Origin of the sequence: Rhizobium sophoriradicis (assembly GCF_025200795.1) — a bacterium.
Taxonomy (GTDB): domain Bacteria; phylum Pseudomonadota; class Alphaproteobacteria; order Rhizobiales; family Rhizobiaceae; genus Rhizobium; species Rhizobium sophoriradicis.
Window position 1 is genome coordinate 3,832,329 of sequence record NZ_CP104152.1, and the last position, 12,554, is coordinate 3,844,882.

At 62.2% G+C, this 12,554-nt stretch carries 11 protein-coding genes; 4 read left to right on the forward strand and 7 right to left on the reverse strand.

The genetic code is table 11. The annotated features are described in order from the left end of the window. Window positions 1-26: 26 nt before the first annotated feature. The 7 genes from fdhF to soxR all read right to left on the reverse strand — a co-directional run bounded on the left by fdhF (window position 27) and on the right by soxR (window position 7,908). Complete coding sequence (fdhF, locus tag N2597_RS18790; RefSeq protein WP_096762012.1) at window positions 27-2,906, reverse strand: formate dehydrogenase subunit alpha; 2,880 nt, start codon at window positions 2,904-2,906, stop codon at window positions 27-29. A gap of 69 nt (window positions 2,907-2,975) precedes the next feature. Next, the gene (locus N2597_RS18795) at window positions 2,976-4,532 is read right to left on the reverse strand and encodes a formate dehydrogenase beta subunit (protein WP_096762013.1); all 1,557 of its coding nucleotides are present in this window, start codon (window positions 4,530-4,532) and stop codon (window positions 2,976-2,978) included. Next, window positions 4,529-5,008, reverse strand: coding sequence for a formate dehydrogenase subunit gamma (locus N2597_RS18800; protein WP_039622586.1), 480 nt, complete (start codon window positions 5,006-5,008; stop codon window positions 4,529-4,531). The genes N2597_RS18795 and N2597_RS18800 overlap by 4 nt, the downstream gene beginning before the upstream one ends. Window positions 5,009-5,136: 128 nt before the next feature. Beyond that, window positions 5,137-6,030: a LysR family transcriptional regulator gene (locus N2597_RS18805; RefSeq protein WP_096762014.1), complete on the reverse strand. Its 894-nt coding sequence runs from the start codon at window positions 6,028-6,030 to the stop codon at window positions 5,137-5,139. A 76-nt stretch (window positions 6,031-6,106) separates the two neighbouring features. After that, window positions 6,107-6,448, reverse strand: coding sequence for an ArsR/SmtB family transcription factor (locus N2597_RS18810; protein WP_038691705.1), 342 nt, complete (start codon window positions 6,446-6,448; stop codon window positions 6,107-6,109). 102 nt (window positions 6,449-6,550) lie between these two features. Beyond that, on the reverse strand, window positions 6,551-7,321 hold the full coding sequence (locus N2597_RS18815; RefSeq protein ID WP_038692786.1) for an SDR family NAD(P)-dependent oxidoreductase: 771 nt from the start codon (window positions 7,319-7,321) through the stop codon (window positions 6,551-6,553). Between the two features lie 116 nt (window positions 7,322-7,437). Then, entirely contained in the window at window positions 7,438-7,908 is a 471-nt protein-coding gene (gene soxR / locus N2597_RS18820; RefSeq protein WP_096762015.1) for a redox-sensitive transcriptional activator SoxR, read from the reverse strand. Window positions 7,909-8,549: 641 nt separating this feature from the next. Between soxR and N2597_RS18825 the strand changes: the two genes are divergently transcribed. From N2597_RS18825 to N2597_RS18840, 4 genes are all read left to right on the forward strand, one after another. Further along, window positions 8,550-9,356, forward strand: a complete 807-nt coding sequence (locus tag N2597_RS18825; protein ID WP_038692787.1) for an ABC transporter permease — start codon at window positions 8,550-8,552, stop codon at window positions 9,354-9,356. Continuing rightward, on the forward strand, window positions 9,353-10,165 hold the full coding sequence (locus N2597_RS18830; RefSeq protein ID WP_009996363.1) for an ABC transporter ATP-binding protein: 813 nt from the start codon (window positions 9,353-9,355) through the stop codon (window positions 10,163-10,165). Before N2597_RS18825 ends, N2597_RS18830 begins: the two co-directional genes overlap by 4 nt. A 67-nt stretch (window positions 10,166-10,232) precedes the next feature. Beyond that, window positions 10,233-11,243 (forward strand): ABC transporter substrate-binding protein, encoded by a 1,011-nt coding sequence (locus N2597_RS18835; RefSeq protein WP_096762016.1) that lies wholly within the window; start codon window positions 10,233-10,235, stop codon window positions 11,241-11,243. 88 nt (window positions 11,244-11,331) lie between these two features. Beyond that, window positions 11,332-12,552: an acyltransferase family protein gene (locus N2597_RS18840; protein ID WP_096762017.1), complete on the forward strand. Its 1,221-nt coding sequence runs from the start codon at window positions 11,332-11,334 to the stop codon at window positions 12,550-12,552. Window positions 12,553-12,554: the final 2 nt, after the last annotated feature.

A 12,554-nucleotide genomic window follows, 5' to 3' on the forward strand; every position in this document is an offset into this window, starting at 1 on the left:
GTCGATCCCAGCCCACCCCCTCATCATCACTCCGCGGCCTCGAGCTTGCCGGCGATGCGGCGGGATTGCCGCGCCTGCTCGTCATATTCCATCTGCCAGTCGCTCGGACCGTTGGAAGGCGAAACCTGCACCGCCGTCACCTTATATTCCGGGCAGTTCGTCGCCCAGTCGGAGAAATCGGTGGTGATGACGTTCGCCTGCGTATTGGGGTGATGGAAGGTCGTATAGACGACGCCCGGCGCCACACGATCGGTGATCAACGCCCGGAGCGTCGTGTCGCCGGAGCGGCTCATGAGCTTCACCCAGTCGCCGTCGCGAACGCCGCGCTGTTCGGCATCGTGCGGATGGATTTCCAGCCGGTCTTCCGCATGCCAGACGACATTCTCGGTCCGCCGCGTCTGCGCCCCGACATTGTACTGGCTGAGGATGCGGCCGGTGGTGAGCAGCAGCGGGAAACGCGGACCGGTGCGTTCGTCGGTGGCCACATATTCGGTGCGGATGAATTTGCCCTTGCCGCGCACGAAGCCGTTGACATGCATGATCGGCGAGCCGAGCGGGTTCTTCTCGTTGCAGGGCCACTGCACCGAGCCCATCTTGTCGAGATAGTCGTAGGATACCAAGGCGAAACTCGGCGTCGTTGCCGCGATCTCGTCCATGATCTCCGACGGATGATTGTAGTTCCAGTCGAGCCCCATCGTCTGGGCAAGCTTCTGCGTCACCTCCCAGTCGCCATAACCGTTGCGCGGCGACATCACCTTGCGCACACGATTGATGCGGCGCTCGGCATTGGTGAAGGTGCCGTCCTTCTCGAGGAAGGTCGAGCCCGGCAGAAAGACATGGGCGTAATTGGCAGTCTCGTTGAGGAACAGGTCCTGCACGACGACGCATTCCATCGCCGCAAGGCCGGCCGCGACATGTTTGGTGTCGGGATCTGACTGGAGAATGTCCTCACCCTGGACATAGAGGCCCTTGAAGGAACCGTCGACCGCCGCATCCAGCATGTTCGGGATTCGCAGGCCCGGCTCGTTGTTGAGCTTCACACCCCAGAGCTTTTCGAAGATATCGCGGGTCGCATCGTCGGAAATATGCCGATAGCCCGGCAGCTCGTGCGGGAAGGAGCCCATGTCGCAGGAGCCTTGCACGTTGTTCTGGCCGCGCAGCGGATTCACGCCGACGCCGGGACGGCCGATATTGCCGGTCGCCATCGCCAGATTGGCGATCGCGATGACCGTGGTCGAACCCTGGCTGTGTTCGGTGACACCTAGACCGTAATAGATCGCGCCGTTGCCGCCCTTGGCATAGAGCCTTGCCGCGCCGCGCAGATCCGCCGGCGGCACGCCGGTGAAGATCTCGGACTGTTCGGGGCTGTGCTGGGGTTCGGCGACGAAAGCGACCCAGTCCTCGAACTCCGACCAATCGCAACGCTCGCGGATGAACTTCTCGTCATAGAGCCCTTCGGTGACGATCACATGCGCCAACGCCGTCATGACCGCGACATTGGTGCCCGGCTTCAGCGGCAGGTGATAGGAAGCCTCGACATGCGGCGACCGGACGATATCGGTGCGGCGAGGATCGATGACGATGAGCTTGGCGCCCTGGCGCAGCCGCTTCTTCAGCCGCGAGGCGAACACCGGATGACCGTCGGTCGGATTGGCGCCGATGATGACGACGACATCGGACTGTTCGACGCTGTCGAAATTCTGCGTGCCGGCCGAGGTGCCGAATGTCTGGCCGAGGCCGTAGCCGGTCGGCGAGTGGCAGACGCGGGCGCAGGTATCGACATTGTTGTTGCCGAAGCCGGCGCGGACCAGCTTCTGCACCAGATAGGTTTCCTCATTGGTGCAACGCGACGAGGTGATGCCGCCGATCGCCTCGCGGCCATACTGGTACTGGATGCGGCGGAACTCCGACGCCACATGCGCGAAGGCCTCGTCCCAGCTTACCTCGCGCCAGGGATCGCTGACCTTCTCGCGAATCATCGGGTTGAGGATGCGATCCTTATGGTTGGAATAGCCGTAAGCGAAGCGACCCTTGACGCAGGAATGGCCGCGATTGGCCTGGCCATCCTTCCAGGGAACCATGCGCACCAGCTCCTCGCCGCGCATTTCCGCCTTGAAGGAACAGCCGACGCCACAATAGGCGCAGGTGGTGATGGCCGAATGCTCGGGCTGACCGATCGCAATCACCGACTTCTCGGTCAGCGTCGCCGTCGGGCAGGCCTGGACGCAGGCACCGCAGGAGACGCATTCGGAATCGATGAAGGCTTCATGCGCACCCGACGACACCTTGGAGCCGAAACCGCGCCCCTCGATCGTCAGCGCGAAGGTGCCTTGCACCTCCTCGCAGGCGCGCACGCAGCGCGAACAGACGATGCACTTGGAGGGGTCAAAGGTGAAATAGGGATTGGACTCGTCCTTCGGCGTCCATTTCAGATTGATCTCGCCATTGTTGCGTGCCCTGACATGGTTGTCGCCGTCATAGCCGTAGCGCACGTCGCGCAGGCCGACGGCGCCTGCCATGTCCTGCAATTCGCAATCGCCGTTGGCAGCACAGGTCAGACAGTCGAGCGGGTGGTCGGAAATGTAGAGTTCCATCACGCCGCGGCGGACATCCTTCAGCCGATCCGTCTGCGTGCGCACCACCATGTTGGCCGCCACCGGCGTCGTGCAGGAGGCCGGCAGGCCGGCCCGGCCCTCGATCTCGACGAGACAGAGCCGGCAGGAGCCGAAGGCATCCATCATGTCGCTGGCGCAGAGCTTCGGCACCTCGATACCGGCCTCCATCGAGGCGCGCATGATCGACGTGCCCTCCGGCACGCTGATCTGCTGCCCGTCAATGGTCAGCGTCACCATTGTTTCCGATTTCGAAGCGGGAGTGCCGTAGTCGATTTCATGGATGAGAGACATGGTCGGCCTCCTGTATGGAAATGGAATTGAGCAAGTCGGGCGAGAAGCGGGCCAGCACGTGAGATGTCATCACTCGGCAGCCTCCACGATCGGCGCCGGCGAAAAATCCTCCGGGAAATGCGTCATCGCGCTCATGACGGGATAAGGCGTGAAACCGCCGAGCGCGCAGAGCGAGCCTAATTTCATCGTGTTGCAGAGATCGGCCAGCAGCGCCCGGTTCTTCTCCGGCTCGATGCCATGGGCGATCTTGTCGGCCGTCTCGACGCCGCGCGTCGAGCCGATGCGGCAAGGCGTGCACTTGCCGCAGCTTTCGACGGCGCAGAATTCCATGGCGAAACGCGCCTGCTTCAGCATATCGGCGGTGTCGTCGAAGACGACGATGCCGGCATGGCCGATCAGCCCGTCCCGGGCGGCGAAGGATTCGTAATCGAACGGCGTGTCGAACAGGGCCCGCGGGAAATAGGCTCCAAGCGGCCCGCCGACCTGCACGGCCTTGACCGGCCGTCCGGTCGCCGTACCGCCGCCGATCCTGTCGACGATATCGCCGAGTGAAAGACCGAAGGCTGTTTCGTAAAGACCGCCATATCTGATATTGCCGGCGATCTGCAGCGGGATGGTGCCGCGCGAGCGGCCCATGCCGAAATCGCGATAGAAGGCGGCGCCCTTCTCCATGATCACGGGCACGGAGGCGAGCGAGATCACGTTGTTGATGACGGTCGGACAGTCGAATAGTCCCTTATGCGCCGGCAGCGGCGGCTTGGCGCGCACGACGCCGCGCTTGCCTTCGAGGCTGTTCAAAAGGGCTGTCTCCTCGCCGCAGACATAGGCGCCGGCGCCGGTGCGCACCTCGATATCGAAAGCGCGGCCCGAGCCGAGCACCGACGGGCCGAGGATCCCGGCCTGCCGCGCGATGCCGACGGCCTCGGTCATCGCGGCGATCGCATGCGGGTATTCCGAACGCGTATAGACGAAGCCCTTCGTGGCACCGGTCGCAAGTCCCGAAATCGCCATGCCCTCGATCAGCACGAAGGGATCGCCCTCCATGATCATCCGGTCGGCAAAGGTGCCGCTGTCGCCTTCATCGGCATTGCAGACGATATATTTGCGGTCGCCGGCCGCATCGAGAACGGTCTTCCACTTGATGCCTGTGGGGAAACCCGCGCCGCCGCGTCCACGCAGGCCGGAATCGGTGACCTCCTTGACGATTTCCGCGGGCGCCATCGAAACGGCGCGGCGAAGGCCTTCAAGGCCGCCATGCGCCTCGTAATCCGAAAGTGAGAGCGGATCGATCACGCCGCAGCGGGCGAAGGTCAGGCGGGTCTGTTGCTTCAGGAACGGGAGGTCTTCAACCTCCCCGAGACAGAGCGGGTGATCGCCGCCATTGACGATCCCGGCGTCGAAAAGACCGGGCACATCCCTTTCTTTCACCGGTCCGTAGCCGATGCGCTTGCCGGCAAGCTCGACCTCGATCAGCGGCTCCAGCCAGAACATTCCGCGCGAGCCGTTGCGCACGATCTCGGCATCAAGGCCGCGGGCGACGATCTCCTGGGTAATCGCCTTTGCCACCTTTTCGGCCCCGAGCGCCAGCGCAGCGGCATCGCGCGGAACATAAATCTTGACTGTCATCGGCGCGCCTCCGCGACGAGTTCCGTCGCCAGCTGATCGTCGACCCGGGCATACACCTCGCCGTCGAGCATCGCCGACGGGCCGCAGGCGCAGAGCCCGAGGCAGTAGACCGCCTCCAGCGTCACGCTGCCATCGAGCGTCGTCTGGTGAAAATCGATGCCGAGCAGCGCCTTGACGCGCTCAGCCAGCGCGTCGCCGCCCATCGACTGACAGGCCTCGGCGCGACAGAGCTTCAGCACATGTCGCCCCGCGGGGTGGTCGCGATAATCGTGATAAAAGGTCATTACCCCATGCACCTCGGCGCGCGAGAGGTTCAGTTCCTCCGCGATCACGGGCAGGGCTTGCTGCGGCACATACCCGAATTCCTGCTGAACTTGATGCAGAATGGGAAGCAGCGGCCCTTCAAGGAAGCGAAGGTCGGCGACAATGGTACGCGTGCGCGCTGCAATATCGCCTTCGGCGATATGAATGGTCATAGGGCAGCCCTCCCAGCCGCTGGTTGCGGAATGGCGCCCTCCCCAGCCGAGGCCATTCGTCGCCCAGCATCTCAAGGAAGCCGGCGACGATCAATAAAGCTATCTCGTGGATCGATAGGTTTTTCCTATCAGAGCTCTTCATCCTGCACGAGCACTCGCGCTTCATGCAGCAAGGCCGACACGAGCGGCGTGAACGGCTCGCGATAGGGCGCGACGAGGCCGACCAGATGGTGGGCCTCCGGCTCAACAATCGGAATCATTCGGATTTCAATTGGGAATCCAAATGATTTCGCGACGTTGCGCGGCATGATGCTGGCCCAACGTCCGGTTCTGACATGCGAGAACAGCACGATCATCGAGTTGGATTCGAGTGTCGGATGCACTGTGGCCCCCGCTTCCGTCAGGTGCCGGTTGATGATGCGTCGGTTCTGCATGTCGGCGGTCAATAGACAAAGCCGAAGATCGCCGACCTCCTTCCAGGTCACGTTGTCGCGATCGGACAGCGGGCTGCCCGCAGCCGTGATCAGGTGATAACGCTCGGCATAGAGGGGAACACTGGTGACACGCCCGAGCGGCTCATTTTCGAGATAGGTGATACCGGCATCGATCTCGAGATTTTCGAGCATGCTCAACACCTGCAGCGAATTGCGCGAGACGATCGAGAAGGTGACGCCCGGATGTCGTTCCTGAAAGGGCGTGGTGATGCGCGAAAGCATGGCGAGGGCCGTCGGGATGGCGGCGAGACGAATGTGGCCGGAAAGACCGCGCCGCGCCGCGCGCATTTCCTGGCGCATGGTGCGGGCATCGCCGACGATGCGCCGCGCCCATTCGAGCACGCGCTGCCCCTCCGGCGTCAGCCCCTGATATCGCGACCCGCGCTGCACCAGCATGACGCCGAGCTGATCCTCCAGCTGGCGGATGGCGGCCGAGAGCGTCGGCTGCGAGATCCCGCATTCCTCCGCGGCGCGGCCGAAATGCTTTTCATTGGCAAGGGCGATGAAGAATTCCAGCTTGTCGATCATCCGGTCTCCCGATCCGGCGTGAGGTCATCCGGATCCAGCCCATCCTCGTGCGCAGCCGCCGCGCTACGCGACATGCTTAACCGTTTTCGGCAGCCGGAAAAAGATCGAACAGCGATTCGAGGAAGGCGAGCACACTGAGATCGCCGATGCTGTAATAAACCAGCCTGCCTTCGCGGCGTGTATTGACCAGACCTACAAGCCTCAGGCGCGCGAGCTGCTGCGAGACCATTGCCTGTTGAATGCCGAGAATAGTCTCGATTTCACCGACCGTCCGCTCCTCATTCGCTAATATGCACAGAATCAGAAGTCGGGTCTGGTGCGCCAGCGCTTTCAGCAGATCGCTCGCCTCGTGGGCTTTTCCAGCGAGTTTGTGCAAGTCCTGGCCGGACATCCCCGGCTCGGGTTTGGGCAACGGCATTCGGTATCTCGGAAGGAAGCACTGAGGTAGATCAGTACAATAGCATATTCACACAAGCGAATTATTCCAAAGTAACGAAATGCCAAAAAAAGTCCAAGCAAATCAGCAGATAAGCTGGCCGCCATTGATCTCGATCACCTGACCGGTGATGTAGCCCGAAAGCAAAGGGGCGGCCAGAAAGAGATAGGCGGGAGCACAATCCTCCGCCGTGCCGAGCCGCTGTAAAGGTATGGTCTTCTTCGTCTGCTCCAGCTTTTCGCGTGAGGAATAGCGCTCATGGAAATCCGTCTCGATCGTTCCCGGCGAGACGCAATTGACCCGGATGCCATCCGGCGCCAGCTCACGGGCAAGCGCCTTGGAATAGGTGGAAACGAAGGCTTTCGAGGCCGAATAGACCGAAGAACCGGGACTGCCGCCGGTCAGCGCTGAAATCGAAACGGTGTTGACGATGGCCGCGCCTTCGGCCGCCTTCAATGCCGGCAACAGCGCCCGGGTCAGCGCCACCACCGACGTCTGGTTCAGCCGCACGATCGCTTCATAATCTGCGTCCGTCAGCGTCGCAGCCGGAAAACGGCCGAGCATGGTGCCGGCATTGTTGACGAGCACATGCACCTTGTCGAAAAAGGCGAGAGCATCCTCCGCAAATTGCGCGGCGCCGCCGACGGCGGTGAAATCAGCGTGCAGCAACAGCGCCCGTCTTTCCGATTCGGCCGTCAGCAGGAAATCCGGCAGATCCCGCCCAGGTTTGCGGCCGGTATGGACGATCACCTTCGCGCCGCAATCCAGGAACTGGCGGGCCACCTCGAGGCCGATACCCCGGCCGGCGCCGGTGACGACGACATTGCGATTTTCGAATAGTCTCGGATGGAACACGAAGCCGTCCTCCTCGCGGACAATGCCGCCGGTTGCGCCCTTCGCCCTTAACATATGAGCGCGCCGGCCGAAAGAAAGGCACGCACCGATCTTTCCGCCGGAGACCTCGGGAAAGCTCAGCTTTCGTTCTCGGTCTCCAGTAGCCGCGCACCCGGCCCTTCTTCGCCAAGCCGATCGCAGGGATTGCGCAACGGACAGCTCTCGATCGACAGGCAGCCGCAGCCGATGCAGCCGGTCAGGCGGTCGCGCAGCAGGCTGAGCCGTCTGATTCGCTCGTCGAGTTCATTCTTCCAGCGCGCCGACAGCGTCTGCCAGTCGGCAACCGTCGGTGTGCGCTCCTGCGGCAGAGAGGCGAACGCCGTCTGGATTTCTAAGAGCGGAATGCCGACACGCTGCGCCACTTTGATGATGCCGAGCCGGCGAAGCACGTCACGTCCGTAGCGCCGCTGATTGCCGCGTGTACGGATGCTGGAGATCAGCCCCTTGGCCTCATAGAAATGCAGCGCCGAAACGGCAAGACCACTGCGTTCCGCCACTTCGCCAACCGTCAGAAGCCTGCCGAGCGGCGTTGCAGAAATCGTATCCATCACCCTCTTGACCTCAATATTAGTTGAGGTTTTATAAGGCCTACTCCACCGGTCGTAAAGCAGGAAGAAGCGACGCGCGATCACCAGGCGATAACAGACCGAAATCATGGCGCCGGCATTTGCGGCCCTCGCACCGGCCGCGTCCTGCAGATAGAGAGCCGTCCAAGACGAGCTCGGGTTCCGTTCCCGGCAGGTACGGAACCTCGGAAAACACCCGGACAGAACTCCGTCCGGGTGTTTTTTCGCCTCTGCGGTTCGGTTCCGACCAGACGAACGGGATCGTGATTTTGCGGTTGCGGTAAGAAAACCTCGATGATAGTTTTCGCCGAAATCACAGGGGAGCTCCGTGTCGCCGGGGCTGAGATGAGAAGCGCAAGCCTCCGGACCCTTCAAAGCTGATCTGGGTAATGCCAGCGGAGCGAGGTTCAGATGTTTCCGAGCGCACAAGTGTCACCCTGGCCGATGTCCGGCGGCTTCCCCGGCACCATTCTCGATGTCTTCGACAGGTTTGCGTATCTGCGCCGCCGCGCGACTATTCAAGCGCTGAAAGGAGGCTGCAGCGCTTTGATTTGCTGCATGACCTTGGATCGATTCCGATTTGAAGACTCATGCAGCCGGACGAAAGCCTGAAATCGACGTTGATGACATCGCCACCACCATCGGATACGCGTCTTGCCGCGCTCGGTGCCGGCCTGTACCGGGCGATCCCGGCCCTGCTCGCCGGTTTTGTCTTTCTGGCCGCATGGGAACTTTATGTCGATCTTTCCGGCATCAAACCATCCATCCTGCCAGCACCTTCGCGCATTCTCACTCAGGGCTGGCTGAACCGCGAAGCGTTAATAGCAAACACCTGGCCAACGCTCGGCGCCACACTCGGTGGCTTCGCCCTGTCGCTCGCCTTCGCTTTCGTCTCGTCGATCCTGATGGATTTCATGCCCTCCATGCGCCGGGCGTTGCTGCCGATCTTCATTGGCAGCCAGACTCTGCCGCTGGTGGCGATCGCGCCGCTCGTCGTTCTCTGGTTCGGATTCGGCCTGTTGCCGAAGATTTTGTTGGTAGCGCTCGTCACCTTCTTCCCGCTGCTCGTCGCCCTGCTGCAGGGTTATGAGGCGACCGACCGCGACATCGCTGAACTCTTGAACTCGATGAAGGCAAGCCGCTGGCGCATTTTCCGCCTGGCCCGGCTTCCCTCCTCGCTGCCCTATTTTTTCGCCGGCCTCAGGATCTCGATTACCTATGCCGTCGTTGGCGCGATCTTTGCCGAATATGCGGGAGCCGCGCGCGGCCTCGGCATCTATATCCTCAACGCCAAGAACAATTTCCGGCCGGATCTCGTCCTCGCCGCCGTCGTCGTCAGCGCCGTGCTGACACTCTGCCTCTTCGCAGTGACGCTGATGATCGAGCGTCTCGTCATGCCCTGGCAACCGTCCGGGGAGCGCCGCCGATGACCGATGAACTGGTCGAACTGCGTAAGATTTCGAAAACCTTCGACGGCATGCAGGTGCTCGGCGATATTTCGCTCGCGGTCGCAAGCGGCGAGTTCGTTTCGATCGTCGGCCCCTCCGGCTCCGGAAAATCGACGGTGCTTCGATTGCTGACCCAGGCGCTGCGACCCGATTCCGGCGCCCTGCTGTTCAAGGGCGCGCCCCTCGAACAGACGCCGCATTCCTTCGCCTTCATGCCGCAACGCGATGCGCTGATGCCCTGGCGCCGGATCATCGACAATGCCGCACTCGGCCTGGAGGTGCGCGGCATGAGCCGCCGCGCCGCCCGCGCCACGGTGGCGCCGCTGTTCGAGCACTTCGGCCTTGCCGGCTTCGAACACCATTATCCCGCCGAACTTTCCGGCGGCATGCGCCAGCGCGCCGCGCTGTTGCGCACCGTCGTCCAGAGCCAGGACATGCTGCTCCTCGACGAGCCTTTCGGCGCGCTGGACGCGCTGACACGCATGCAGATCCAGGAATGGCTGCAGGGCATGTGGACGCAACATCGCTGGACGGCCTTGTTGATCACCCACGATGTTCGCGAGGCGGTATTCCTCTCCGACCGGATCTACGTGCTATCGGCCCGCCCGGCGCGTATCATCCGCCAATTCCGCGTTCCCCTGCCCCGCCCGAGAAGCATCGCCGATCTCGGCTCGCCGGCGGCCCAGGCGATCGAGACCGAAATCCTGCAAACCCTGCTTCATCCGCTAGAACAGGATGATTTTAGGCCGGTCGGCCCAAATTCCGAATCCCGTTCTGATTTAAAGAGTTAGAGCATGACGTTGTCCGAAGACCGCTCACCTTTTCGGCATCATGCTCTAGAGACCTGAGGAGGTCACCATGCTGCTTCTCACCCGTCGACAGACGATCCTCGCCGCCCTCGCGACAAGCCTCGCCGGCCGCACCGCCTTCGCCCAGTCAGCGCCGGCAAAGGTTCGCATTGCGCTCGACTGGACGCCCAACACCAACCATATCGGCATCTATGTCGCCAAGGCGAAGGGCTTCTATGCGGCCGCCGGACTCGATGTCGAAATTCTACCCTTTACCGATACCAGCGCCGGCACGCTGGTGTCGAACGGGGTTGCCGATTTCGGCATTAGCAGCGAGATCGAGGCCATGACGCAGCGCGCCGGCGGCGGTGACGTGAAGATGGTCTATGGCGTCGTCCAGACCGAAACCGCGCGCCTGATCTACAAGGGCGGACGCGACGACATCAAGCGCCCAAAGGATCTCGACGGCAAGACCTATGGCGGCTTCGGCGGCACCTGGGAGAGCGCGCTGGTCGCGGCGATGATTCGCAACGACGGCGGCACGGGCGACGTCAAAACCGTCACCCTCGGCACCTCCGCCTACGAGGCGCTGGACAATGGCTCGATCGATTTCACGCTGGAGATCTACACCTGGGAAGGCATCGCCGCCGAACTGGAAAACCGCAAGATCGGCCGCTTCCACTATTCCGATTACGGTATTCCCGACGAGCAGACGACGGTCATCGTCTCCAGCGACGCCTATCTCTCGGCCAGCCGGGAACACGCCCGCGCCTTTATCCAGGCGACGCGCCAGGGCTATGCCTACTCCGTCGACCATCCCGACGAAGCCTGCGAACTGCTGATTTCCAACAGCAATGGCGCTCTGATGAATACGGAACTGGTAAAGGCGTCCCAGAAGGCATTGATCGATGGGCATTTCCTCAAATCCGAGGCCGGCGTGATCGGCACAATCGATCCGGCGAAGGCCGATGCCATCGGCGCCTTCCTGCTCGAGAACGGCATCCTGGTCGATGCGAATGGCGCAAAGCTCAAGGAGAAGCCGGACTTTTCCACCTATTATACCAACGAACTTCTCGGCTGAACCCGTCCCGGCCTTGCCCGAGGCGGGGTTCCACGGCAAGCTTTTGCTTGGTGCGGTTTGAGCCGGATCGGGCAGGGTGAGGAACGACATGCGACCACAGGAGAGGCTGGCCGGAGCGGACTTTCTGCGCGCGACGGCCTGCCTGCTGGTGCTTGCTCATCATCTCGCGCTCCGGCTGGATATGCGCCGAATTCCCGATGAATTGGCACCGGCGGCGCATATTCTCCGCTTCGGCAATTTCGGCGTCGCCATTTTCTTCGTGCTCAGCGGCTTTCTTCTGGCCCGGCCTTTCTGGCGCGCGCTCGATGCCGGCAGCGACATGCCGAGCCTTGCCAGCTATGCCATCCGCAGGGCGGCGCGGATTGCCCCCGGCTTCTGGGTCGCCGCCACCGTCGGCTTTATGGTCAGCCTGACGCTGCTTGCCGTGCCGCTGACACCGGAGCTTGCAATTCGCTATGTTTCCGGAATGCTGTTCATGAGCCAATGGCATTGGCGCACGTTTTTCCCTGTCGAAGCCGACGGACCGCTCTGGTCCATCCCCTTCGAGGTCACCAGCTATGTGCTCCTGCCGGGCTGCTTTTTCCTCTTGTTTCGCCTGCCGCGGCTGCGGCAGCGCCGGTTGCTGGCCCGTTCCGCCTGGCTCTGCGTCATTGCCGTCGTCCTTATTGCCCATCTGGCGATCCTCAGGTTCTTCGCGCTGGACGACATCGGGCGGGGCTGGGCCTATGGCCTGCAGGGCGGGGCGAAGGAATGGATGCCCAACTACAATCCGATCGCCTTCTTCGCCCTCTTCGCGCTCGGCGCGCTTGCCGCCGGCATCGACGTTATGCTGCCTGCAAGGCGTTCCTTCTGGTTCGATGCCGCAGCACTTCTCGCTTTATCCATTGCCGGCTACCGCCTCGCCATATCGCCAGGCGGTTCGGCCGAGGCTTACGGCTGGCTAGACATCCCCTACGGATTTCCGGTCTTTCCGCTGGCGATCGCAACCGCACTCGTATCGCTCTGCCATTCGCATCGCCTCGGCAGGTTGCTCGACAACGCTCCCGTCCGCTACGTCGCCAAGATCTCGTTCGGCATTTATATCTGGCAGGAGATCATCCTGACATTGATCCAGAAACTCGACCCCGGTTCGTTCGGCGCTTCCTCGGACAATGTCGTCATCGGCTGGCTGCAATCCTGCGCACTGACGGCGGCGCTTGTCCTTCTGGTGGCAAGTCTCAGCTACCATCTGCTGGAACGACCGGCGATCGAATTCGGAAACCGTCTGACATCTCGCCCACCCGATCGGGCTACTCCTTTTAAAGTATAATA